The organism is Halothiobacillus sp. DCM-1 (assembly GCF_045689735.1).
Taxonomy (GTDB): domain Bacteria; phylum Pseudomonadota; class Gammaproteobacteria; order Halothiobacillales; family Halothiobacillaceae; genus Halothiobacillus.
The window spans coordinates 1,399,904-1,424,362 of the sequence record NZ_CP142685.1 but is presented as its reverse complement, the minus strand read 5'-3'; the positions used below and the strand labels follow the sequence as shown (position 1 = coordinate 1,424,362).

16 protein-coding genes and 1 other RNA gene are annotated in these 24,459 nt (G+C 61.2%); 7 read left to right on the top strand and 10 right to left on the bottom strand.

Going from position 1 to position 24,459, the window contains the following annotated elements; translation table 11 throughout:
* The first annotated feature begins 41 nt into the window (after positions 1 to 41).
* The 4 genes from ffs to recR all read left to right on the top strand — a co-directional run bounded on the left by ffs (position 42) and on the right by recR (position 2,889).
* An RNA gene (gene ffs / locus VOI35_RS06655) (signal recognition particle sRNA small type) lies at positions 42 to 138 on the top strand.
* A gap of 56 nt (positions 139 to 194) precedes the next feature.
* Positions 195 to 1,946 (top strand): DNA polymerase III subunit gamma/tau, encoded by a 1,752-nt coding sequence (gene dnaX / locus VOI35_RS06650; RefSeq protein ID WP_407275286.1) that lies wholly within the window; start codon positions 195 to 197, stop codon positions 1,944 to 1,946.
* Positions 1,947 to 1,950: 4 nt separating this feature from the next.
* Positions 1,951 to 2,280: a YbaB/EbfC family nucleoid-associated protein gene (locus tag VOI35_RS06645; RefSeq protein WP_407275285.1), complete on the top strand. Its 330-nt coding sequence runs from the start codon at positions 1,951 to 1,953 to the stop codon at positions 2,278 to 2,280.
* 12 nt (positions 2,281 to 2,292) lie between these two features.
* On the top strand, positions 2,293 to 2,889 hold the full coding sequence (gene recR, locus VOI35_RS06640; protein WP_407275284.1) for a recombination mediator RecR: 597 nt from the start codon (positions 2,293 to 2,295) through the stop codon (positions 2,887 to 2,889).
* Between the two features lie 207 nt (positions 2,890 to 3,096).
* On the opposite strand, the gene VOI35_RS06635 is transcribed toward recR, so the two are convergent.
* Complete coding sequence (locus tag VOI35_RS06635; protein ID WP_407275283.1) at positions 3,097 to 4,254, bottom strand: ribonucleotide-diphosphate reductase subunit beta; 1,158 nt, start codon at positions 4,252 to 4,254, stop codon at positions 3,097 to 3,099.
* A 35-nt stretch (positions 4,255 to 4,289) separates the two neighbouring features.
* A complete protein-coding gene (locus VOI35_RS06630) occupies positions 4,290 to 7,163 on the bottom strand; it encodes a ribonucleoside-diphosphate reductase subunit alpha (protein WP_407275282.1) in 2,874 nt (957 codons plus the stop codon).
* 414 nt (positions 7,164 to 7,577) lie between these two features.
* Here VOI35_RS06630 and VOI35_RS06625 point away from each other — a divergent pair, with 414 nt between their 5' ends.
* A complete protein-coding gene (locus VOI35_RS06625; RefSeq protein WP_407275281.1) occupies positions 7,578 to 8,585 on the top strand; it encodes an NAD-dependent epimerase in 1,008 nt (335 codons plus the stop codon).
* Between the two features lie 70 nt (positions 8,586 to 8,655).
* On the opposite strand, the gene VOI35_RS06620 is transcribed toward VOI35_RS06625, so the two are convergent.
* The 7 genes from VOI35_RS06620 to VOI35_RS06590 all read right to left on the bottom strand — a co-directional run bounded on the left by VOI35_RS06620 (position 8,656) and on the right by VOI35_RS06590 (position 19,471).
* A complete protein-coding gene (locus tag VOI35_RS06620; RefSeq protein ID WP_407275280.1) occupies positions 8,656 to 10,662 on the bottom strand; it encodes a UvrD-helicase domain-containing protein in 2,007 nt (668 codons plus the stop codon).
* Between the two features lie 17 nt (positions 10,663 to 10,679).
* Positions 10,680 to 11,594, bottom strand: a complete 915-nt coding sequence (locus VOI35_RS06615) for a DMT family transporter (RefSeq protein WP_407275279.1) — start codon at positions 11,592 to 11,594, stop codon at positions 10,680 to 10,682.
* A 23-nt stretch (positions 11,595 to 11,617) separates the two neighbouring features.
* A complete protein-coding gene (gene purL, locus VOI35_RS06610; RefSeq protein WP_407275278.1) occupies positions 11,618 to 15,538 on the bottom strand; it encodes a phosphoribosylformylglycinamidine synthase in 3,921 nt (1,306 codons plus the stop codon).
* An 86-nt stretch (positions 15,539 to 15,624) separates the two neighbouring features.
* Entirely contained in the window at positions 15,625 to 16,548 is a 924-nt protein-coding gene (locus tag VOI35_RS06605) for an AAA family ATPase (protein ID WP_407275277.1), read from the bottom strand.
* A gap of 11 nt (positions 16,549 to 16,559) precedes the next feature.
* Positions 16,560 to 18,311, bottom strand: coding sequence for a YcaO-like family protein (locus tag VOI35_RS06600; protein ID WP_407275276.1), 1,752 nt, complete (start codon positions 18,309 to 18,311; stop codon positions 16,560 to 16,562).
* A gap of 13 nt (positions 18,312 to 18,324) precedes the next feature.
* Positions 18,325 to 18,720: an Mth938-like domain-containing protein gene (locus tag VOI35_RS06595; protein WP_407275275.1), complete on the bottom strand. Its 396-nt coding sequence runs from the start codon at positions 18,718 to 18,720 to the stop codon at positions 18,325 to 18,327.
* A 142-nt stretch (positions 18,721 to 18,862) separates the two neighbouring features.
* Positions 18,863 to 19,471, bottom strand: a complete 609-nt coding sequence (locus tag VOI35_RS06590; RefSeq protein WP_407275274.1) for a superoxide dismutase — start codon at positions 19,469 to 19,471, stop codon at positions 18,863 to 18,865.
* A 146-nt stretch (positions 19,472 to 19,617) separates the two neighbouring features.
* Here VOI35_RS06590 and VOI35_RS06585 point away from each other — a divergent pair, with 146 nt between their 5' ends.
* Positions 19,618 to 20,436, top strand: coding sequence for a ChbG/HpnK family deacetylase (locus VOI35_RS06585; RefSeq protein ID WP_407275273.1), 819 nt, complete (start codon positions 19,618 to 19,620; stop codon positions 20,434 to 20,436).
* Entirely contained in the window at positions 20,433 to 23,819 is a 3,387-nt protein-coding gene (recC, locus tag VOI35_RS06580; protein ID WP_407275272.1) for an exodeoxyribonuclease V subunit gamma, read from the top strand. Before VOI35_RS06585 ends, recC begins: the two co-directional genes overlap by 4 nt.
* A gap of 120 nt (positions 23,820 to 23,939) precedes the next feature.
* Here recC and pal read toward each other — a convergent pair whose 3' ends face one another.
* A complete protein-coding gene (gene pal, locus VOI35_RS06575) occupies positions 23,940 to 24,443 on the bottom strand; it encodes a peptidoglycan-associated lipoprotein Pal (protein WP_407275271.1) in 504 nt (167 codons plus the stop codon).
* Between the last annotated feature and the right edge of the window lie 16 nt (positions 24,444 to 24,459).

Here is a 24,459-nt window from a genome sequence, read left to right as displayed (position 1 = left end):
CTTTTCGTCATCGGCGTTAAAGGATTTTCTATGGTGTTCTGTATTCGTCCCTTCGCGACAATGCGCCGTGAACCCCGCCAGGCCCGGAAGGGAGCAACGGTAACGGTGGCCTTGGGTGCCGGAGATCGGCGGGTGCAGGGCACCACCCCATTTCCCTGCGGCGGCATTGCCGTCGCTTATCTGGCTGAACCGGCATGAGTTATCTCGTTCTGGCGCGAAAGTGGCGGCCAAAACGCTTCGCGGAGATGGTCGGGCAGGGGCATGTGCTCCAGGCGCTCACCAATGCGCTCGATCAGTCGCGGCTGCATCATGCCTATCTGTTCACCGGCACGCGCGGCGTGGGTAAAACCACGGTAGCGCGGATTTTTGCCAAGGCACTCAATTGCGAAACTGGCGTCACCAGCGCGCCCTGTGGCGTCTGCGCGGCCTGTCGGGAAATCGACGAAGGGCGATTCGTCGATCTAATCGAGGTCGATGCGGCCTCCCGCACGGGCGTCGATGACACCCGTGAGCTGCTCGACAATGTGAATTACGCCCCTGTGCGTGGCCGCTTCAAGGTCTATCTGATCGACGAAGTGCACATGTTCTCCAAGTCGAGCTTCAATGCGTTGCTGAAAACGCTCGAAGAACCGCCGCCGCATGTCAAGTTCCTGCTCGCCACCACCGATCCGCAGAAACTGCCGGTCACCGTGCTCTCCCGTTGCCTGCAATTCAGCCTGCGCCCGCTGCCGGTGGCACAAATTCAACACCATCTGACCCATGTGCTGACTGAAGAAAACATCCCGCATGAACCGGCGGCGCTGCGGCTGGTGGCCGAGGCGGCTAGTGGTTCGATGCGTGATGCCCTGAGCCTGCTCGATCAGGCCATTGCCTACACGGGTGGCCGGCTTGGGACCCCGCAAGTGGCGGAAATTCTTGGACTTGGGCAGCGGGATCAGGTCTGGGCCGTGCTCGCGGCTCTGGCGGCGGAAGATGCGCTCGGCGTGATGTCGGCAGCCAGCGCCGCGCTGGATGCGGCAGTCGAGCCGCCGACTTTTCTGACGCAGCTGATCGAAGCGATTCACCAACTCGCCATGCGGCAATGGCTGCCCGAGGTATCGCCTGACGAGGCCTCCATCGCCCCGCCCGCTGCGCTGCTCGCTGTCGATGCGGCGACCTTGCAGCTCTGGTACCAGATCGCCACCCTGGGACGGCGGGATATGGCCTATGCGCCGAATGCCCGTCTGGGGCTGGAAATGGTTCTGCTGCGCCTGCTGGCCTTTGCGCCGAGCCATTTGGCTGCCTCATCGACCCCAGCACCCGTCAGCCCAGCACCGCCGCGCGCTGCTGCTGCCCCGTCGGTTTCCCCCGGGGCGCCATCTGCGACTCCGCCCCCCGTGACGGCCAACCCATCGGCGGTTCGGTCAACCACCGAACCCGCATCGGCGGCGACGGCTTCTCCCCGTCCACCGCTGGGTGAGAGCAAAGCCTTGCCGCCGGAGAGCGATGCGCCGCTTCCCCCGTGGTATGCGTTGGTCGAACACATTCGCCCGCCCGCCCGGGCATTGGCCGACCATTGCCGCATGGAACTGCGTGGCCAAAAGATCATCCTGCATCTGGCGGCGGAATATGAAGCAGTCGCGAGCAAGACGATGCGGGAAAAGCTGATCGAGCAGCTCACCCCGTTGATCGGCACGCGGCCGGTCGAGTGGGTCATCGCCGCCCCCGACCGGGTGACGGCTGCCCCAACCGCTTCCGCTGCGCCGTCCCCGTCCCCCCACGCGCCAGAGCAGACACCCGCCGAGCGCCGGGCAGAGGCTGAGGCCGCGGCGGCCATCGAGCGGCGGGACGCCATGCGGCAGCACCCGGTCGTCCAGGTCTTGCAGGACGCTGGTGGCACCTTACTGGAAGACACGATTCAACCGCGTCGGGTCAGACCCGATGCCCCCACAACCCACGAGGCATAACCCCATGTTCAATAAAGCAGGACTCGGCAATCTGATGAAGCAGGCGCAGCAGATGCAAGAAAAAATGCAGCGCATGCAGGAAGAAGTGGCCAAACTCGAAGTCACCGGCGAATCGGGCGGCGGCATGGTCAAAATCACCATGACCGGCAAGCACGAAGTTCGCCGAGTCAGCATCGATGACAGCCTGATGCAGGACGACAAAGAAATGCTGGAAGACCTGATCGCTGCCGCCATCAACGATGCCGCGCGGCGCGTCGAGCAAAACCAGCAGGAGAAAATGGCGGGCGTTACCGCCGGCATGAATTTGCCTGCGGGCATGAAGCTGCCGTTCTAAGCGCCGTTACGGATGTTTTCCGCCGCGTTCGATGATCTGGTTCAAGCGTTGCGCCGCCTGCCCTCGGTGGGGCAGAAAACGGCGCAGCGGATGGCGTTACATCTGCTCACCCGCGATCGGGCGGGCGCCGAGCGCATCGTCAGCACACTCGCCACGGCACTGACGCGCATCGGACACTGCCGCCAATGCCATATTCTGTCCGAAACCGAGCTCTGCCCGGTGTGTACCGATAGCCAGCGGGATGCCGGACAGCTTTGCGTGGTCGAATCGCCCACCGACTGGCTGGCCATCGAACAATCGGGCGTCTATCGCGGACGATACTTCGTGCTCAATGGCCGTCTGTCCCCGCTTGATGGCCTGGGTCCGGAAGAAATCGGCCTGCCCGCGTTGCTGGCCCACCTCGCCGAGCAGCCGGTAGAGGAACTCATCCTCGCCTTGAGCGCCACCCTTGAAGGCGAGGCCACGGCGGATTTCATTGAAGAACAGGCCGCCGCATTCACGCCGCAGATCACCCGGCTGGCGCAGGGGGTGCCGATCGGGGGCGAGCTCGAATACCTCGATCCGCATACCCTCAATCGAGCCTTCGCCGGACGGCGCGGCAACCGCTGAACGGTTCAACGATCGCTTCCGGGATGGGTGCGCAGCTGGAGTGAGTCGGCCGCTGAGCGAAGGCGAAGCCTGCCGGGGCCTTGAATGCGGGGTTATTGGGTTCGATCAACGGCGAAAACTGAATAATCCCTCCCGGTCACTCCCATTGCACCGCGTAACAAAAACCCGCCACTTGGCGGGTTTGTCGTCTTCTTTATCGATCCCCTGTTACCAGCTCAATGCGCCGCCGGTTTGGTAGTCCGTGACTCGGGTTTCGAAGAAGTTTTTCTCTTTTTTCAGGTCGATGACTTCGCTCATCCACGGGAAGGGGTTGGTAGCGCCGGGGAAGAGTTCGGCCAGGCCGATCTGGTTGCAGCGGCGGTTGGTGATGAAGTGCAGGTATTCGGCGCACATTTCTGCATTCAGGCCGAGCAGGCCGTGGGGCATGGTGTCACGGGCGTAGGCGATTTCCAGTTCGCAGGCATCGCGCAGCATGGTGCTGATTTCTTGCTTGAAGGATTCAGTCCAGAGCTGCGGGTTTTCGATCTTGATTTGGTTGATGACATCGATGCCGAAGTTCATGTGGATGGATTCATCACGCATGATGTATTGGTATTGCTCGGCGATACCGGTCATTTTGTTGCGCCGACCCAGGGAGAGGATCTGGGCAAAGCCGGTGTAGAACCACATGCCTTCGAACACCACATAAAAGGCGACGAGGTCGCGCAGGAAGTCTTGTGCGCCTTCGGTGGTGGAGGTGTCGAAATCGCCGTCGGCCAGGTTTTTGGTGTATTTGAGTGCCCAGGCATCTTTGGCGGTGATCGAGGGGACTTCGCGGTACATGTTGAACAGCTCGCCTTCGGCGAGACCTAGGCTGTCGACGATGTACTGGAAGGTGTGGGTGTGTACCGCTTCTTCAAAGGCCTGGCGCAGCAGGTATTGCCGGCATTCGGGGTTGGTGATCTGTTTGTAGATGGCCAGCACGATGTTGTTGGCGACCAGGCTTTCTGCGGTGGCGAAGAAGCCCAGGTTGCGCATGATCATGGCGCGCTCGTCGGCGGTGAGGCCGTCACGGCCTTTCCACAGGGCGATGTCGGCCTGCATGGAGACTTCGGTCGGCATCCAGTGGTTGTTGCAGCCGGCGAGGTATTTTTCCCAGGCCCAGGTGTATTTCATGGGCAGGAGCTGGTTTACATCGGCGGTGGCGTTGATGATGCGTTTTTCAGACACATCGACACGGCCAGCGCCTTGCGTGATGCCTTCCAGTCCGGTTTGCGCATGGTGGTGTGCTTCAGGTTCCGTTGCCGCATGGACGGGGGCGGAAAATTCGGTCGCGGGCGCGCGCATCGGGGTTTTTTGCGGCTCTAGTTCGTTCCAGTTCAGCATGGGTTTCGCTCCTGTTCTTGATTCGATGGCGGCGCTTATTGACAGGCTTCGCAGCCAGGGTCATCAATGGCGCAAGCCTTGGGGAGTGCGGTTTGTATGGGGTCAGCCATCACGCCGCGCAGCTTGCCATCCAACTTGGTCATGGTGGTTTTTTCCACGCGGGTCTTGGAGGCGGCACGCAGGTAGTAGGTCGTTTTCAGTCCCATCAGCCAGGCGTTTTTGTACATCTGGTCGAGTTTCGGGCCGGAAGGATCGGCCAGATACAGGTTGAGTGACTGCGCCTGATCGATCCATTTCTGGCGGCGTGACCCGGCCTCGATGAGCCAGCGCGGCTCGACTTCGAAGGCGGTGGCGTACAGCGCCTTGAGGCTGTCCGGGATGCGGTCGATCTGCTGCACGCTGCCATCAAAGTATTTGAGGTCGTTGACCATGACTTCATCCCACAGATTCAGCGCTTTCAAATCCCGCACGAGATACGGGTTGACGACGGTGAATTCGCCGGACAGGTTGGATTTGACGAACAGGTTCTCGAAGGTGGGCTCGATGGATTGCGCGACGCCACAAATGTTCGAGATGGTGGCTGTTGGAGCGATGGCCATCGTGTTGGAGTTGCGCATGCCTTGGGCTTTGACTTTGGCGCGCAGGCTGTTCCAGTCCAGGTGGCTTCGGGTGTCCATGACCAGATACTGCCCTCGGGTTTCCTTGAGCAGTTCGATGGAGTCGATGGGCAGGATGCCCCGGCTCCAGAGCGAGCCTTCGTAGCTCGGGTAACGGCCGCGTTCCGCCGCGAGATCGCTGGATGCCTGAATGGCGTAGTAGCTCACCATTTCCATCGAAGAATCGGCAAATTCGACGGCCTCGGTCGAGCTGTAGGGGATTTTCTGGATGTGCAGCGCATCCTGGAATCCCATGATGCCGAGCCCGACCGGGCGGTGGCGCAGGTTGGAATTGCGCGCTTGTGGGACGGAGTAGTAGTTGTACTCGATCACATTGTCCAGCATGCGCATCGCGGTTTTGATCGTGCGCGCCAGCTTCGCTTCATCCAGCCCATCGGTGGTGACATGCTGGGCGAGGTTGACAGAACCCAAATTACAGACGGCGATTTCCTGATCATTCGTGTGCAGGGTGATTTCCGTGCACAGGTTCGAGGAATGCACCACGCCCGCATGCTGATTGGTGTAGCGGATATTGCAGGGGTCTTTGAAGGTGATCCACGGGTGACCGGTTTCAAACAACATGGAGAGCATCTTGCGCCACAGTTGGGTGGCCTTGATGCGGCGGAAGTTTTTGAGCTCGCCCCGGTCGGCCTTGGCTTCATAGGCGGTGTAGGCTTTTTCGAAGGCCTTGCCGGTCAGATCGTGCAGATCCGGGCAATCGGCCGGGGAGAACAGCGTCCAGTCGCCCTCTTCCATGACGCGCTGCATGAACAGATCCGGCACCCAGTTGGCGGTGTTCATGTCGTGGGTACGGCGGCGGTCATCCCCGGTGTTCTTGCGCAGATCGAGGAATTCTTCGATATCCAGATGCCAGGTTTCGAGATAGGCGCAGACCGCACCTTTGCGCTTGCCGCCCTGGTTTACCGCCACGGCGGTATCGTTGGCGACTTTCAGGAACGGAACCACGCCCTGGGATTTGCCGTTCGTGCCCTTGATATGCGAGGCGAGGGCGCGCACCCGCGTCCAGTCGTTCCCGAGGCCGCCGGCGAATTTGGAGAGCAGGGCGTTGTCCTTGATGGCGGCGAAAATCCCGTCGAGATCATCCGGGACGGTGGTCAGATAACAGGAGGAAAGCTGCGGACGCAGCGTGCCGGAGTTGAACAGCGTGGGCGTGCTGCTCATGAAATCGAAGGAGGACAGCAGCTGATAGAACTCGATGGCGCGTGCTTCGCGGTCGATTTCGTTGATGGCGAGCCCCATGGCGACACGCATGAAAAACGCCTGCGGCAGCTCGAAACGCACGCCCTCATGATGCAGGAAGTACCGGTCGTACAGCGTTTGCAGGCCGAGGTAGGTGAACTGCTGATCGCGTTGGGTATCGATCGCGGCGGCCAGCCGTTTCAAATCGTACTGGCGCAGGGTGGGATCCAGCAGTTCATGTTCGATACCCAGCTGAATGTAGCTGGTGAAGTAATCGGCGAAGAGATCGGCCAGTTCATGCTGTGTGCAGCGGGTCACACTCTGCCGGGTGAACCGCAGCGCCTCGGTGCGCAGGCTGTCGAGCAACAGCCGGGCAGCGACATAGGAGTAGTTTGGATCTTTTTCGATCAGCGTGCGGGCGCTCATCACCAGCGCGGTATTGACCTCTTTCTCCGGCACGCCATCGAACAGATTCCGCAGCGTTTCTTGGGTAACCGCACTGGCATCGACATCGGACAGCCCCGCGCAGGCTTCTTCAACCAGCGCCTGCAGGCGGCCTTCATCCAAGGCGACCCGGTTGCCTTCCAGCGTGGTGACATGCAGGCGTGGCGCCGCAGTTTCTGTGGCGGTTGCGGCTTCAGCCGCCCGCTTCTGCGCCTGCTGTTCCCGGTACAAAACATAGGCGCGCGCCACCTTGTGGTGGCCTTCACGCATCAGCGCCAGCTCGACCTGATCCTGCACATCTTCGATATGCACGGTGCCGCCGCCCGGCATCCGCCGCATCAAGGCGGCCACGATGCCATCGGTCAGGGTGTTCACCAGATCATGCACGCGAGCCGACACGGCCGCGCCGCCCCCTTCCACCGCCAGGAAGGCTTTGGTCATCGCTACTTTGATTTTGCTGGCATCGAACGCCGTGACCTTGCCGTTACGGCGAATGATGCGCAAATGCCCCGGTTCAGTGGCCGTGGTTTCATACAGTGGATTCATCGCGGGCGGCTCGACCGGGGTATGAGTGCTGCGGGCGGTGGTGGCAGAGAGCGGTGGCGTCATGCTGGCTTTCCTTTTCGTGATTGGTGGCGTGTCGTGATTGGCGGCGTAGATGCCCTGGGATTTTTGGACAAGGATCGGGCAATGTCAACTCGATGAATCCACTAAAAGCTGTGCATTTTTGTCAAAAATAACACTACATATAGTGTTTTAGCGGGTTCTGATTTTGTGTGCATCCTGTGGATAAAATGGGCATAAGAACCGACCGGGGACAAGTAAACCCAATCAGGGATAGGGCTTGGCGGGGTTCGGGAGGGCGCGCGACTTTTCCGCTGAACCCGCGGCCAGGCAAGACAAAATGTGGTGCAAAAAAAATTCTGCGTCCGCGCGTCGCCGGTTTAAGCCATCCCGTCGGGGCGTTCGCTACAATGGCTCGATCTTTCATGGCGCTGGAATTTCAGGCGAAGGAATCGGGCAATGCGGATTTTGGTGACGGGCGCGGCCGGATTTATCGGCTCGTCGGTGTCGCGGGTGCTGTTGGCGCGCGGCGACACGGTGATCGGGCTGGATAATCTCAACGATTATTACGATGTCCGTTTGAAGCAGGCACGCCTTGCGGCGCTGCAGGATCTGCCGGGATTTTCGTTTGTGCACGGGGATTTGGCCGACCGGGCGTTGATCCGCGCGTTGTTCGATGAACAGCGGATCGACCGCGTGGTGCATCTCGCCGCGCAGGCCGGTGTGCGCTATTCGCTGGAAAATCCCCATGCTTATGTCGACAGCAATTTGGTCGGCTTTGTGAATATTCTGGAAGGGTGCCGGCATCACCAGATTCAGCATCTGGTGTATGCCTCGTCCAGCAGTGTGTATGGCGCGAATGGCCGGCTGCCCTTTTCCGTGCATGACAATGTGGATCATCCGTTGTCGCTGTATGCCGCGACCAAAAAAGCCAATGAATTGATGGCGCATACCTATTCGTCGTTGTTTGCGCTGCCGACGACGGGGCTGCGGTTCTTTACCGTCTATGGCCCCTGGGGGCGACCCGATATGGCGCTGTTCAAGTTCACCCGGAATATTCTGGCGGGTGAGCCGATCGATGTGTTCAATTACGGTCGGCACCGGCGGGATTTCACTTATATCGACGATATCGTCGAAGGGGTGATCCGCACGCTGGATCACCCCGCCGAGGGCAACCCGGCCTGGGACGCGCTGGCACCTGATCCGGGTTCGTCGCGCGCGCCCTGGCGGGTGTATAACATCGGCAACAGCCAGCCCGTGGAATTGCTGCGGTACATCGAATGTATCGAAGAGGCGCTGGGCAAGAAGGCGCAACTCAATTTGCTGCCGTTGCAGCCCGGGGATGTGCCCGATACTTTCGCCGAGGTGAGTGATCTGGTGCGGGATGTCGATTACCGCCCGAGTACCCCGGTCGAAGTCGGTGTGGCGCGGTTCATCGACTGGTATCGCGCGTATTACCGCGTCTAACAGGCCGTTGAAAAACGCTTTTCAACAAACATCCGGCTAAGTAAACGCGGAATCAATCCCGCCTGCGGGATCAGGACTTGAGCATTGCCAAGATGCCCGCGAGATGCGCCTTGGCCTGCGTCTCGCTGGCGGCCTGGGTCTGTGTGATGCCCACGCCCTGCCAGTGCAGCAGGGACTCCGGGATGTCGTCCAAAAAACGGCTGGGCGTGATGTCGCGCCATTCGCCGTAGCGTCGCCGTCGCTTGCACAGGGTAAAAGTCAGGCTCAGGCGGGCGCGGGTGATGCCGACGAAACACAGGCGCCGTTCTTCCGCCAGCCGTTCCTCGTCCTGACAATCCCGATGGGGCAGGGTGTCTTCCTCCATGCCCGCGAGATACACATGGTTGAACTCCAGCCCCTTGGCTGCGTGCAGGGTGAGTAGCGCCACCGCATTGCTATCCTGCTCGCGGGTCTGCTGATCGAGAATACCGAGCAAGGTCATGCGCTGCGCCAGGGCGGGCAGATCCATGCTGCCGTCCTCGTGTTCCCGGCTGATTTTTTCCAGCCATTCCAGCCATTCCTCCACATTTTGCCAGCGCCGCTCCGCCGCCTTGAGGCTGGTTTCCTGGGTGCGCAGGTAGCCCGCATAGTCGATTTCGGTAAAGAGTTGCCGCACCGTGGCCAGTGCGTCGCCGGGGCGCTGGCGAATGTCATTGAGCCAGTCGGTAAAGCGCGTCAGCCGTTCGTGGGCGCGGGCATCCAGCCGACTGGCGATGCCAACCGATGTGGCCGCCGCGAACAGACTGCTGCGCCATTCCTGCGCCTGTTGGCCGAGTTTTTCCAGCGTGGCCGAGCCGATTTCCCGCCGTGGGGTGTTGATGACGCGCAGGAACGCGGCATCGTCCTGCGGATTGACCAGGAGCTTGAGGTAGGCCATCGCATCTTTGATTTCCGCCCGATCGAAAAACGATTGTCCTCCGGTCAGGGTGTAGGGAATGTTCAGTTTGCGCAGAGCCTGTTCGACGAGCCGCGCTTGATGATTTCCCCGGAACAGCACCGCGAAATGGCGGTAGTCGGTTTGATGACGGAAGTGGTGATGCAGAATCTCCGTGGCGATCCGCTCCGCTTCTTCTTCGGCATGGGCGCAGACGATGACCCGATGCGGCTCGCCGGGGCCAACCGCGCTCCATAGCCGCTTGGCGTGGGTGGTCGTGTCTTTGGCGATCAGATGATTGGCGGCATCGAGGATGCTGTTGACCGAGCGGTAGTTTTGTTCGAGCTTGATCTGGCTCAGGTTCGGGAAATCGGAGGCCAGGCGCTGCAAATTTTCCGGCCGGGCACCGCGCCAGGCATAAATGGATTGATGGTCGTCGCCCACGGCGGTGAACGCGCCGAGCTTGCCCACCAGCAGCCGGACCAGTTCGTACTGGGTGGTGTTGGTATCCTGGTATTCATCGACCAGCAAATACCGCACCCGCGCTTGCCAGCGTTCACGCACGGCCGCATCGTTTTGCAGCAAAGCCACTGGCCGCCCGATCAAATCATCGAAATCCAGCGCATTGCAGGCGGCGAGCTGTTGCTGATACTGCGCGAACAACGCAGCTTGGGCGCGAATCTCCTCATCGGCATGGGTCGCCAGAGCTTCCGGGCGGAGGAGCTCATTTTTCCAGAGCGAAATCTGCCATTGCAGCGCCTTGGGTTCGAGCACATCCTTGAATTCGCTTTGCAGCAGCAGGTTTTTGATGAGGGTTAGGCTGTCGTCGGCATCCATCACCGTAAACCCGGGGCGCAAGCCCAGCGCCGCATACTCTTTGCGGATCAGGTTGAGACCCAGGGTGTGAAAGGTGGAAATGTTCAGCCCGCGCCGGCGTTCGGCAGGCAAACGGTTGGCAATGCGGGTATTCATTTCCCGCGCGGCTTTGTTGGTGAAGGTCACTGCATAGATGTTCCGCGCGGCTACGCCGCTCCGTTCGATCAAATGCACGATTTTTTCCGTGATGACGCGGGTTTTGCCAGAACCGGCACCGGCCAGCACCAGCAGCGGGCCCTGGGTATGGCGTACGGCGGCGCGTTGCGGCGCGTTGAGATCAGCATTCATCGTGGCGTGGTTCGCGTTTACGCATGGCCATCGCCGGGCGCTGCGCCAATCGAATGGGTATTGGCTTCGATCAGCGCAGCGGCCACGATCAGCCCGCCGCCCAGCCAGACCCAGAGGCTGGGGTGTTCATGACCAATCCAGAGCGCCGTGCCACTGGCTACCACCAGCTCCAGCGTCATCAACACCGAGGATCGCCCGGCGGGCAGGCGCTCGACGGCATACTGCGTTGCGATCATCGCGGCCAGCAGCAGGGTGACGCCGTATAACGCGCTTTGTGCCAGACCATTGAGGGTGAGGCGATCCAGCGATTCGGGGAGCAATAGCCAGATGAGCAGGCCAAACACGGCGCCACCAAGCTGCATGACCGAGAGTTTGACGACCATCGGTTCATTCTGCAGGTAACGGAACAGCACATTGGCCGCCGCCAAGGCCAGGCCCGCGCCGAGTGCGGCGAGATCCGCCGGTTTGAACCCCAGGGTCAAATCGGGCGCGAGCAGGGTAAACGCGCCGATCAGAGCCAGCGTCAGCGTCACGATGCGTTGCAGGCTGAGCGCCTCGCGTAGAAACACATGCCCCATCAGCACGCCCCAGGCAGGCAGCAAAAAGAACAGCAGGATCGAGCGGATCACATCGCCATAAACCATGGCCACCGTAAAGCCGATACCCGAAACGCCACTCAGCAGTGCCAATAGCAGCAACCAGTGCAGGGCGATCGGGCGCTCATCCGGGCGATGACGCCAACGGCGGAACTGCGGCCAGACCCAGGGTAGGCAGAGCAGGAACTGCGCACCATAGGCGATGGTCGAGAGCAGCACCGGCCCGACCCCCAAGGTTTCGATGTGCTTGAGCCAGATCCAGGTCAACCCCCAACAGGTTGAGCCGAACATCAGCACCCAGACGGGTGGGGGCAGACGCAGGCGGGCGGGGCTCATGGTTTGGCCAGCCGGGGGCAAAATCAGCCGACAAAGCGCCGGGCATTTTCGAACAGGCGGAGCCAGGGGCTGGCGTCACTGCGTGCGCGATCGGCCGGATCCGCCGACCAGGAAGCCGGTGCCCAGGAGAACTGACTGCGGCGCCAGACCCGTTCTGGATGCGGCATCAGGATATTCACCCGACCATCGGCGGAACAGAATCCGGTTTGCCCCCACAGCGAGCCATTGGGATTCTCGGGATAGTGCTCGGTGGCAATGCCGTGGCCATTCACATAGCGCAGCGTGTTGAGGGCGGTGTCGGCATCGGCCGGATTGCGGTAGCGCACCCGGCCTTCCCCGTGCGCCACGGTGATCGGCAGAATCGCGCCTTCCATGCCGGTGAACAGGATCGAGGGGCTGGGCAGGATTTCCACCAAGGATAAACGGGCCTCGAATTGCTCCGATTGATTGCGCTCGAAGCGCGGCCAATCCGCTGCGCCGGGAATGAAATCATGCAGTTGCGAGAGCATCTGGCAGCCATTGCACACGCCGAGCGTGAAGGTTTCTGGCCGATCAAAAAAGGCGCGCATGGCTTCCGAGGCTTTGGGGTTGTAACGGATGGCATGCGCCCAGCCCGCGCCTGCGCCCAGCACATCGCCGTAGGAAAAGCCCCCGCAGGCGACCAGTCCCTGCATATCGTTCAGCGAGATGCGGCCATGGATCAAATCACTCATGTGGACATCGACGGCGGTAAAGCCCGCGACCGTAAACGCTGCCGCCATTTCCACCTCGCCATTCACGCCCTGCTCGCGCAGGATGGCGACTTTGGGGCGCACGCCCGTGTTGATCAAGGGGGCGGCGATCCGCTCATCCACGGCGAACGGCACCCGCGTGGCACCCAAGCCGGGGTTTTGTTCGTCATCGAGCAGGGCAAATTCCTGATCGGCGCAGTCGGGGTTATCCCGCAGCCGCGCCATCTGGTGGCTGGTGCGCGACCATTCGCGATGCAGCGCGCGGCGGCTGGCGGACAATTGCCTGCTGCCTTGCCATTGGATCTCGATCGAATCCCCCGGCACCGGGCGCCCGATGACATGCACGGCGGCGGAGAGCCCCGCAGCGTCAAACAGGCTAAGCACCGAATCGACGGCTTCACTTGGCACCTGCAGCACGGCGCCGATTTCTTCGCAGAACAGACTGGCAAGCACATCCCCGCCGAGTGGCGTCACATCCAGCGCAAGCCCGCAGCGCGCGGCAAAGGCCATTTCCAGCACGGTGGTGATGAGCCCGCCGTCACTGCGGTCATGGTAGGCCAGCAGTTGGCCGAGGGCGTTGATCTGCTGCACAGTGTTGAACAGCGCCTTGACCGGCGCGGCGGCGACATCCGGCGGCACCTGACCGACTTCGTTGTACACCTGTGCCAGGGCAGAGCCCCCCAGCCGGTGCTTGCCGAAGCCAAGATCGACCAGAATCAGCCGGGAATCACGGTCGAGCTTCAATTCTGGCGTGACGACGCGGCGAATATCGCTGACCGGCGCAAAGCCGCTGACGACCAGGGAAACCGGCGAGACGACCTCCCGGGGCTGGGCGTCTTCGAGCCAGCGGGTTTTCATCGAGAGCGAATCTTTGCCCACCGGAATGGCGATATCGAGCGCCGGGCAGAATTCCAGACCCACCGCGCGCACCGTATCGAACAGCGCCGCATCTTCTCCGGGATGGCCGCAGGCCGCCATCCAGTTGGCAGAAAGTTTGATGGCGCCGGTGTTCTGGATCGGCGCAGCGGCGAGGTTGGTCAACACCTCGGCAATCGCCAGCCGGGCAGAGGCGGGCGCATCGAGGATCGCGACCGGGCTGCGTTCGCCCATGGCCATCGCCTCGCCCGTGTGATGGAAGAAATCGGTGGCCGTGACGGCGCAATCGGCCACGGGCACCTGCCAGGGGCCGACCATCTGATCGCGGCTGACCAGCCCGCCGACGCTGCGATCCCCGATGGTGATCAGAAAACTTTTGCTGGCAACCGTCGGCAGGTTCAATACCCGATGCAATGCCTCTTCCAGCGCGATGCCCTGCGTTGTGAACGGGGCGTAATGCGGGGTGTGGCGCGTGGCGTTCCGATGCATCTTCGGCGGATGGCCGAACAGGGTGTGCATCGGCAGGGCGACGGGGGCATTGTCGAAATGCGGGTCCTGAACGGTGAGGGTCTGCTCCGCCTGAGCCGTGCCGACGATCGCGAACGGCGCGCGTTCCCGCGCGCAGAGCGCGGCAAACCGGTCGAGCCCTTCCTGCGCGACGGCGAGCACATACCGCTCCTGCGATTCGTTGCACCAGATGGCGAGCGGCGACATGCTCGGTTCGTCATTCGGAATCGCCCGCAGGTTGAACACGGCGCCGAGCCCCGCATCGTGCACCAGTTCGGGTAGCGCATTGGAAAGGCCACCGGCGCCGACATCGTGAATGGAAACAATCGGATTGTCGTCCCCCAGCGCGATGCAGCGGTCGATTACCTCCTGTGCCCGTCGCTGCATTTCCGGGTTTGCCCGTTGCACCGAGGCGAAATCGAGTTCCGCCGAGCTGCTGCCGCTGGTTTGGGAAGAGGCGGCGCCCCCGCCCAAACCAATCTGCATGGCCGGTCCACCGAGGACGATCAGCGCATGCCCAGGCTCAATCGCGTTCTTGTTCACCAGTCCGGGGCGCATGGCACCGATGCCGCCCGCGATCATGATGGGCTTGTGATAACCCCGAACGGTATCGCGCGCGCCATCGGGCAGGCTGGCGGCCAGTTCCAGGGTGCGGAAATAGCCGCAAAGTGCGGGGCGGCCAAATTCATTGTTGAAGGCTGCCGCGCCCAAAGGACCATCGCGCATGATGTCCAGCGCCGTCACGATGCGCGTCGGCTTGCCGACGCCGTCCTGTTCCCAGGGCTGCTCATGGCCGGGAATGCGCAGATTGGATACGGAAAACCCGGTCAAGCCGGCTTTCGGTTTGCCGCCCCGTCCCGTGGCGCCTTCATCACGGATTTCGCCGCCGGAGCCGGTCGCCGCCCCCGGATCGGGCGAAATGGCGGTGGGATGGTTGTGGGTTTCCACCTTGGCTAAAAAATGGATTGGCTCATCACAAGACTCGTAAATTTGCGTCTGCGGATTGACGGCAAACCGGGTGCCCGGCCAGCCTTCAATCACCGCTGCGTTGTCTTTGTAGGCACTCAGCACGCCGGCCGGATGCAGCCGGTGGGTGTTGCGAATCATCGCAAACAGGGACAGGTCGTGGTCTTCGCCATCGATCGTCCAGCGGGCGTTGAAAATCTTGTGCCGGCAATGTTCCGAGTTTGCCTGGGCGAACATCATCAACTCGACATCGGTGGGATCCCGCTTGAGTTCGACGAAGGCAGCGTGCAGGTACTCGATTTCGTCGGCCGAAAGCGCCAGTCCCAGGCTTTTATTGGCCTGATGCAGCGCAGCCTCCCCCTCGGTCAATACGGGCACCCGATTGAGCGGTGCCGGTTCCGCCGTGGTGAAGAGCGCCTCAGCCTTGCCCCAGCTTTTGAATACGGACTCTGTCATGCGGTCGTGCAGAACGGCGGCGATGGCATCGAGCCCCGCCTGATCGAGCGGATCGAGCCCAGTCAGTGCGTATTCAATCCCGCGCTCGACCCGGGCGACCGCGTCGATGCCGCATAGAGCCACGATGTCGCTGGCCTTGCTCGACCAGGGGGATCGCGTGCCGACGCGCGGCGTGACGATCAGGCTAACGGCCGCATCCGGCCAGTCGGGTTGCTCGGCGCCATAATCGAACAGGGTGTGCAGCCGGTGGGTGTGCGCTTCGTCCAGCGTTGCCCCAGGTTGCAATTGCACCAGATGGACGAACCGCGCGGCTTGCAGCGTGACCGACGGCGCGATCTCACGGACGGCTGCGTGTTTTTTGGCCAGTCGGAAAGCGGAAAAGGCAGCATTGCCGAAGAAAATCTGCATGATCGATCACTCGTGCCGGGAGTTGGAAGAGAAGCGCCGCCCCGTGGTGGGCAGGATCGGGGGGCAATTGTATCACCGCCACTCCCTCAGGCAGGGGTCACCGCCTGCAGCAAGTCGCGGGCGATGGATGCCGTGGCGTTGCGGGCATTCAGCCGGTGATTGGCGAGCCCCGGAAAGACGGCCTGCACATCATCGGGTAGGACATGATCGCGTTGGTCGATATACGCCCAGGCGCGGGCGAGGTTCAGCAGCATCAATCCGGCTCGGGGAGATAATCCCGGTGCGGACTCGGGATGACTGCGGCTGGCCTGCAACAGTTGTTGAACATAATCGATCACCCGTTCACTGACATGCACTTTGCCGACTTGTTGCCGCATGTTCAGCAGGCGTTGGGCATCGAGCAGGGGGTTCAGATCCGTTAAATGGGCTCGGCCGCCTTCGCCTTTGAGCATGGCGCGTTCGACCGCCGCTGCGGGATAACCGAGATGGGATACCAGCGCGAATCGGTCGAGTTGAGATTCCGGCAGCGGGTAGGTGCCCTGCTGAAAGCTCGGATTTTGCGTGGCAATCACGAAAAACGCCGCAGGCAAGGCATAGCGTTTGCCCTCGATGGTGACTTGCCGTTCTTCCATGGCTTCGAGTAACGCGCTTTGCACCTTGGGCGGGGCGCGGTTGATTTCATCGGCCAGCAGGACTTCGGTGAAAATCGGCCCCGGATGGAAAGTGAATTCCCGCGTGTTCGTTTCGAATACGGAGACGCCCAGAATATCGGCGGGCAGCAGGTCGGCGGTAAACTGCATCCGCCGAAACCGCAGACCCAGCACGCGCGCCAAGGCGTGAGCCAGCGTCGTTTTCCCTAGGCCGGGCAGGTCTTCGAGCAGCAAGTGCCCACCGGCCAGCACCGTGCACAGCGCCTCGCGAATGACCGGTTCTTTGCCCAGTACGACGGTTCCGACTTCGGCGATGATCGCCTGGGCAGTCGCCTGTAAAGCGGCGGGACGGTCATTCATCGCTGGATTACTCATGGGGCGTCACAGGCCGTGGGTTTGCGTTGGAAAGCACGCTGATAGGCAGCCATCAGACTTTGGTGACGGGCACTCTGCATAAACCCCGAGCCGAGCGGCGCAAGCCCAATATAGCCCCCGCGCCCATCAAGCAGGGCTTCGGCCGCCTGGCGTTCGGCGGGGGTGAACATCAACGACAGGGTGGTTGCGTACGCATCGGTTCGGCCGGTCGCTTCATAAACCCGCAACGCCTGAATTGCGCGCGCCGCCAGATAGATGCGGCGGCGCTCGTCGGGCAGGGGCGGGACTTGCGTCAGCCAGTCGAGCAGGGCTTCCCGTTCTTCGGCATCCTCGGCTTGGCCACTGAGGAACAAAGCCTGCGCCCGCCATTCGCCGATACGCAAACTCGCCCAGGCGCTGCCGGGATCGGCGGCCAGACCGATCGCGTCGGTCACCGGCAACAGCCAGTCGAGATCCGCCGCCTCGATCGCCTCCAGCAATGCCTCGGCCTCGGCGGGATCGAGGGTTTGCGCGAAGGGGATCAGCGTCAGCCCGACATTGTTGTTGCGTTCGTAGAGTTCGTCCACAGGATAGACCTCGGACATGCCCGGCACGAGGACGCGGCAGGCATACAGCCCCAGGTGAGTGTAGTCGGCAATATAGACCTCGCAGCCCTCGGCTTCGACCATGGCGCAGAGGGTGTGGAAATTCTGCTCGTTACTGGCGCCGCTGAACTGCCAATGCACAAACGGGAAATCTGGCGTGTCCCGGAAGAACGCCCACGACAACCAGCCGGAGGAATCAATGAAGTGCAGTTCGAGGTTTTGCGGATCGGAGGCCAGTTCGTCATCCGTGGTGGGCGGATGAAAGCCGTGCAGATCGTCGAGCGCCCGGCCTTGCAGGAGCTCGGTCACCGTGCGTTCGAAGGCGACAGAAAAATCCGGATGAGCCCCGAACGAGGCAAACACGCCCCCCGAGGCGGGATCGACCAGCGTTACGCAAATGACTGGATATTGCCCGCCCAGCGAGGCATCCAGCAGCCGCAGCCCGAAGCCCTGTTCGCGCAACGCCGTGATGCTGGCCGCGATGGCCGGATAGTGATTCACCACATGATCGGGAATGACGGGCAGGGCAATGCGCTCGCGGATGACGCGATTTTTGACGAACCGCTCAAACACTTCGGAGAGCCCCTGTGTGCGCGCTTCAAATGGCGTATTGCCCGCACTGAGGCCGTTGCTGACATACAGGTTGCCGACGACATTCGCGGGGAAATACACCGTTTCCCCAGTGCGGATCCGGGTAAAGGGTAGGGCGCAGATGGCCGGTTCGCCACTGTTGAAATCGCACCAATCCTCGGTGCGTGCCTGGTATTCATCCGCGAGATAGTGCCGCCAGAGCGAGTCGTTCAATAGTCCGTCTGGCCGAACTCCCGGTTTTTCGATGACGAACCAACGCTCGGCGGGGTCATGAATCGGGCCGTCTGCTCGGGATTTGTGCCAATGGAAATCGCCAAAAAAATACTGCGAGGCCAGTCGCTCGACAAACTCAGCCAGCGCCGAGGCCAGCGCAGCCTTCTGGCTGGCGCCTTTGCCGTTGGTAAACAAAATGGGGCAGTTTTTGTCCCGGATGTGCACCGACCAGCAATTAGGCACCGGATTCAGCCAGCGCGTTTGTTCGATTTCAAAACCAATGGCCGCAAGCTCGGCTTCAATCCGGTGGATGGTGCTTTCCAATGCGGCATCTTTGCCGGTGATGAGTGTATGTTCCATGGTCAAGTCCCTGTCAGAAAAAAATCAGCAGTGCCACCCGACGAAGTTCACTGGCCAATACGGTGTAAGTGCGGCAGGCGGCACCAGTATCCATGAATTCAACCCCGATCCCCTGCTGCAACAACGCGGCCTGCACCGAAGCGGCACCCCAGCGGGTCTGGCTGCCGGTGCCAATGAGGACGACTTCTGGCTGGTCGGACTGAAGTAAGGCAGAGTGGCTGGCATCCAGTTCGCTCAGGTTTGCAACAGGCACGCGCTCGATCAGCCGTTCTGGCGTCAAAAGAAAGGGCTCGGTCAATTCGCGGTCATTCAGGCGAACACTCTGGGCGGTGAATCCACGGATGATAAAGCGTTGACCTGAATCATCCAGAGAAAGACGCATGGCTTTGCCCCCTTGTTGCTGGGTCATCGAATCATCGGACGACACCTTGATGTTGCGAGACCCGCCGACCCTTGGAATCGGAATGCCTCAATAAAAAAGGTGAAGCCACGGTTGGCCTCACCTGAATCCAACCCCCTCGCGGGTTACCGCAAAGGGGGCGCGCTTCAACTCAGCGGGCCGCAGCGTAGCGACTGGCAACCGCGTTCCAGTCGATGACATCCCAGATCGCCTTGAGATAATCCGGACGGCGGTTCTGATAGCGCAAGTAATACGCATGCTCCCACACATCGATGCCGAGAATGGGGGTGCCCTTGACTTCGGCGATATCCATCAACGGGTTGTCTTGATTCGGGGTGGAGCAAACGGCCAGCTTGCCATCCTGTGCAACGATCAACCAAGCCCAGCCAGAGCCGAAGCGGGTCGCCCCGGCGGTGGACATTTTCTCTTTCAGCGCGTCGAACGAGCCGAAGGTGCTGTTGATCGCGTCGGCCAGGGCGCCGGTGGGCGCGCCGCCGCCGTTGGGTGAAAGAATCTGCCAGAACAGCGCGTGGTTGAAATGACCGCCGCCGTTATTGCGCACCGCCGGGGGCAATTTGGAAATATTGGCCATCAAGGTTTCGATGGGTTTGTCGTCCCATTCGGTTCCGGCAATGGCGTTATTGCAGTTGGTGACATAGGCACCGTGGTGCTTGGTGTGGTGGATTTCCATGGTTTGCGCGTCGATGGATTTATCCAGCGCACCGTAGTCGTAACTCAATGAAGGCAATACAAAAGCCATGGGCTGCTCCTTTGGGTGACAAGCAAGAGGTCAATAAAAACACTCGGAATTTATAACACACCTGCCCGCTGCGCGGGGCTTCCCCTGGCTGATACACTGCGGCCGAGGATGGGGTCAGAGCTGTGGAATGGTACGAAGGAGGCGCGGTGCGCTCTTTACTGTTGATTGCCGATGATTTTGGTTTGAACGAGGCGGTGGATGCGGGCATTTTGCAGCTTGCACAGGCAAAGCGTTTGAGCGGAATCAGTTGCTTGACCCAACTCGAACGCTGGCCAGTGGCGGCTCGGGCTTTGGGGTCGCTGTCGCCGGTGCAGATTGGGCTGCACCTCAATTTCTCTCAAGCATTCGGCAAGGGTTGGCATGCGCCATTGCCGGAACTGATTGTGCGCGCGTATTTACGGGCGCTGCCGGTCGGTCGGATCCGGGAAAGTTTGAATGTCCAGTGGGGGCGGTTTACCGAGGCGATGGGGCGCGCGCCGGATTTTGTGGACGGTCACCAGCATGTGCATCAATTACCGGTGATTCGGGAGGCCATGCTGGCGCTCATCGATCGGGAAGGCGCGACGCCCTGGCTGCGCGTCACCCATCCTCTTCTGGCGCCCGACGGTGGCCTCAAGAGCCAGTTGATCCGGCATCTGGGCGCGCGCTCGTTGCGTCTGCAGGCGGCCGCGCAAGGCTTGCGTTTGCCGCCTGCGTTTGCCGGGGTCTACGATTTTTCCGGTGATGAGGCGCGCTATGCCGAGCGGTTCGCCCGCTGGGTACAAGCGCTACCCAATCAAGCGGTGGTGATGTGCCATCCGGGCCGGGCGGCACCGCCCTCCGTCGAAGACCCCATTGCGGCGGCGCGCCCGCACGAATGGGCGTTTTTCTCCAGCCCGCGTTTTGACGCCGTGATGACCGAGGCGCAATGCCAACTGGCGTTTGACTTGGCACCTGGTCTTGCTCCAACCGAGGTGGCGCGATGAGCGGGATCACGCCCGGGTTTTTGTTGCTGCAAAGCAATGACTTGGACGCTTTGCGTTCGATTCTGGTGGACTGGCTCAAGCGTGCGCCGTTGCCGGCCTTGGTGGATGAAACCGTGCTGATTCAAAGCAATGGCATGGCGCAATGGCTGCGGCTCGGCCTGTGCCAACCACGCGAACGGGGCGGGCTCGGGGTATCGCTGGGGGTGTCGCTGGAGTTTCCCGCACGGGTGCAGTGGCGCTGCTATCGGAGTGTGCTGGGCTCCGGGCAGGTTCCTGAACATTCGCCATTCGATAAATCCCCCTTGCTGTGGCGTTTGATGCGTGTTCTACCGGGGTTGCTGGATGATCCCCGGTTCGCGGTGTTCCATCGTCAGATCAAGCCGTTGGGCGTGCTGGACACCACCCGGCTGTATGAACTGTGTGCCCGGCTGGCGGATCAATGGGATGCCTATCAGGTTTATCGCGCCGACTGGCTGCTCCATTGGGCGCGCGGGCAGGACGATTTACCCTCGGGGGAGCGCCCGTTACCCGAAGAATCTTTGTGGCAACCCGTGCTGTGGCGTGCCGTGTTGGACGATGTGGCGATGACCCATCCCGATGGAGTCACGGGGCGGGTTGGGCTGCACCAGGCGTTTATGAGCCGGGCGCGGCAGATCGACGAACGGCCGGCCGATTTCCCGCCGCGTCTGATTGTATTTGGCGTTTCCAGCCTAGCACCCCAGGTGTTGGAGGTTCTGTCCGTTGCGGCGCGCTGGTCGCAGGTGATCGTGTGCGTGCAAAATCCCTGTCAGGTGTATTGGGCGGATATGTTGCCCGACCTGCCGGGCAAGCCGCTGATGCGGGATCGACAGCAGAATCATCCCTTGCTGGCCGCATGGGGGCGACAGGGGCGAGATTTATTGCGCCTGCTGATGACCCTGGAAGACCAACGCTTCTCTGCTGCGGAACCGGCGCACTCGGCGGAGGCTTTCGTCGAAATTCCCGAGCCGAGGAGCATTCTGCAACACATTCAGCACGATATGCTGCTTGGCCGAAGCCGGGAAAGTCTGCTCGAAGCGCGTCGCTGTGATCCCCCGGATGGCAGCCTCGTTTTTCAGAGCGTGCACAGCCCGCTGCGGGCGGTCGAAGTGCTGCACGATCAACTGCTGGCCGAGTTTGCCGCAGACCCCAGCCTGGAACCGCAGCAAATCATCGTCATGATGCCGGATATCGCAGCTTACGCGCCGGCCGTGTTTGCGATTTTCGGCCGGTTTACCCGGAGTGATCCGCGCTACATTCCGTTTGCGGTTGCCGATCAACCGGAGCAAAACGATCAGGCGCAACGGGCGATGCTCGAACGGCTGTTTGCGCTGCCGCAAAGCCGGTTCGAACGCAGTGAACTGCTGGAATGGCTGGCCGAACCGACCATCCGCGCGGCGTTTTGCCTGAGCGACCAGGACGCCGCACAGCTCGCCGAATGGCTGGATCAAGCGCAAGTCTTTTGGGGCTTGACTCCCCAGCAACGCGCCGAGTTTGGTGCGCCATTGGACTATACCCCGCACAGCACGCAATTTGGTCTGGATCGGCTCTATGCCGGTTATTTGATGGGCGATGCCGGGCCGCTCTGGCAGGGCATTGCGCCACTGGAGTCGGTCGAAGTGGCGCAGGCGGAACTCATCGGCAAGCTCGATCAATTTCTGGCTGCTTTGGCCGAAGCCCGCGCGTTTTTTTCCGATCCGCATACCCCGGCGGATTGGGTTGTGGGACTCCACGGGTTGCTGCCCCGCTTCTTTCAGGCAGACACGGACGAGACATCGACTCAGCTATGGTTGGCGCGTATTCGCACGGCCTTGGCAGAGTGGCAGGATGAATGTTCGATCGCCGCATGGCAGGAGGCGCTGCCCGCCGGTGTCGTTCTCGCTGTGCTCGATGAGCGCCTGTCGTCGCATCGACTCACGCAAAAATTTCTGATGAACGGGGTCAACTTCGCCACCCTGATGCCGATGCGAGCCATCCCGTATCGGCAGGTATATTTGCTGGGGATGGATGATGCGGCCTATCCTCGCCGCCGTCCCCGGCAAGACTTTGATTTGATGGCCGATCGCTATCGACCGGGCGACCGGGCGCGGCAGGAAGATGACCGTTATTTATTTCTGGAGGCGCTGCTCGCGGCCCGGGAGAAATTGAGCATCAGCTGGGTGGGTCGCGCCGTGAAAGATAACAGCCCGCGCAGCCCGTCCATCGTGGTACGCCAACTGCTCGACTACCTTGACGAATGCTGGAAACCGGCAGCCGATCGGGCTTTTGGGCAATCGCTGATCACCGAACATCCGTTGCATCCGTTCAGTTCGGCCTATTTCGATGGCCAGAACCCCTCGCTGTATTCTTTCGACTCGGACTGGCGGCGGGTACATGACGGCTCGACAGAGGGCGGACAACTGCCCTGCTGGATTCCCGAACAACCCTGCACCCTGGCTGATCTGGGCAAATTTCTCAGAGATCCTCAAGATCCGTCGATGCGCCTGCGTTTTGGGATTGGTAAACCGTGGATCCCTGAAACAACGCCCGATCACGAACCGTTTACGCTCGATGGGTTGAGCCGTTGGCAACTGCGCAGCGCGCTCGCCCAACGATTACGCACGGACTGCCCGGCGGATCAAGCCTTGGAGGACTGGTTCGTGCAGACGAAGCAGGAATGGTTCGCCCGCGGGCAAATCCCCTGGCGTTTCGCGCATTGGGAGGCGGAAATCGTGAGCCCGCTGCGCGCGCAATGGCAGGCATGGCAGCAACGGCAGTGCGCTCTCGGCGTCGTGCAGAATCTGCCCGAGCGCTGTCGGGCGCTGCCGGATATCCCCGTCGTATTGCAATGTCCGGCTTTAGTCGTGCGAGCGGCTTCAGACGAGCAGTGGGTCTGCTGCCGATGGATGGACAGCGCGTTGCGTTCAAAAAACCACGGGATTCGTTATGAAAAATGTCTCGAATTCTGGCCTGAGCATCTCGCGGCACAGCTCGAGGGGGTGGCCGTCTCCACTTTTCTGTTGGGAAATAACGGCGATGTCATAGTCTTGCAGCCACTGCCGAGCGATGAGGCAGAACGGCATTTGAGCGCAATCCTCAAGGCATGGATCGAGGGTTTGCAAGCGCCCTTGCCTTTGGCGCCAAATGCGGCGATCGCCTATGTGCTCGCCAAGGACGGCCATCTCGACAAGGCGCGGGCGGCCTATGCGGGGAGTGGTGAGGATCAGACTCAAAGCGACCTACAAAAATTGCCTTGGCTCGCTCGCTTCTGGCCGGATTGGGAATCATTCATTGCGGCCAGCGCCAGTTGTCCCAACGCCGGTTTTGCGGAACTGGCGAGGCAGCTCTATGAACCTTTGATCCATTCGGCGGCTGTGTTTGATTGAGTCGATGCGGCCAAAAAAATACCGCCTGATCAGGCGGTATTGGGTATCAGCGGCCGGTGCAACCGGCCTTATGTGCGCAATGAGGAAATTGCTGAGTAACTCCGCATTTCCTCGGTGAGATTATTTGCCGTAGGCCAGATCAGCACGGCGGTTTTTTGCCCAGGCGGCTTCATTGTTCCCTTCAACCGCCGGACGCTCTTCACCATAGCTCACAACATCGACCTGGCTTGGAGTGACCCCGTCGGCCAACAGAACATCGCGTACGGCTACGGCGCGTTTTTCACCCAGTGCGATGTTGTACTCACGGCTACCGCGGTTATCGGTGTTGCCTTCAACCAGAACATGGCGCTGCGCATTGCCTTTCAGGAATTCGGCATTCTGTTGCAGCATCGGGCGATAAGATGAATCCACATTGTATTTGTCGAACGCGAAGTACACGGTCGCTTGCGCCCCTTTCGGAGCGGTGGCGTACAGCGCGGCCTCATCCGTGCCGTTGGCATTCAAGCCAGAGGCGTCCGCGCCGTTGCCCACTGCGCCAGCACCCGCAGTTTTGGTGGGCGTTGAGCTACAGGCACTCAGAGAAAGAGCAAGAACGCCGAAAGAAGCCAGCATCAGGATACGCATGGGAAAATTCCTCAAG

Coding starts and splice junctions, on each gene's coding strand:
- recC (WP_407275272.1), top strand. CDS start 20,433: ATGAGCGGGATCACGCCCGGGTTTTTGTTGCTGCAAAGCAATGACTTG.
- VOI35_RS06630 (WP_407275282.1), bottom strand. CDS start 7,163: ATGACGCCACCGCTCTCTGCCACCACCGCCCGCAGCACTCATACCCCG.
- VOI35_RS06590 (WP_407275274.1), bottom strand. CDS start 19,471: ATGGCTTTTGTATTGCCTTCATTGAGTTACGACTACGGTGCGCTGGAT.
- VOI35_RS06605 (WP_407275277.1), bottom strand. CDS start 16,548: ATGAATGACCGTCCCGCCGCTTTACAGGCGACTGCCCAGGCGATCATC.
- pal (WP_407275271.1), bottom strand. CDS start 24,443: ATGCGTATCCTGATGCTGGCTTCTTTCGGCGTTCTTGCTCTTTCTCTG.
- VOI35_RS06600 (WP_407275276.1), bottom strand. CDS start 18,311: ATGGAACATACACTCATCACCGGCAAAGATGCCGCATTGGAAAGCACC.
- VOI35_RS06645 (WP_407275285.1), top strand. CDS start 1,951: ATGTTCAATAAAGCAGGACTCGGCAATCTGATGAAGCAGGCGCAGCAG.
- VOI35_RS06635 (WP_407275283.1), bottom strand. CDS start 4,254: ATGCTGAACTGGAACGAACTAGAGCCGCAAAAAACCCCGATGCGCGCG.
- VOI35_RS06615 (WP_407275279.1), bottom strand. CDS start 11,594: ATGAGCCCCGCCCGCCTGCGTCTGCCCCCACCCGTCTGGGTGCTGATG.
- VOI35_RS06625 (WP_407275281.1), top strand. CDS start 7,578: ATGCGGATTTTGGTGACGGGCGCGGCCGGATTTATCGGCTCGTCGGTG.
- VOI35_RS06620 (WP_407275280.1), bottom strand. CDS start 10,662: ATGAATGCTGATCTCAACGCGCCGCAACGCGCCGCCGTACGCCATACC.
- dnaX (WP_407275286.1), top strand. CDS start 195: ATGAGTTATCTCGTTCTGGCGCGAAAGTGGCGGCCAAAACGCTTCGCG.
- purL (WP_407275278.1), bottom strand. CDS start 15,538: ATGCAGATTTTCTTCGGCAATGCTGCCTTTTCCGCTTTCCGACTGGCC.
- recR (WP_407275284.1), top strand. CDS start 2,293: ATGTTTTCCGCCGCGTTCGATGATCTGGTTCAAGCGTTGCGCCGCCTG.
- VOI35_RS06595 (WP_407275275.1), bottom strand. CDS start 18,720: ATGACCCAGCAACAAGGGGGCAAAGCCATGCGTCTTTCTCTGGATGAT.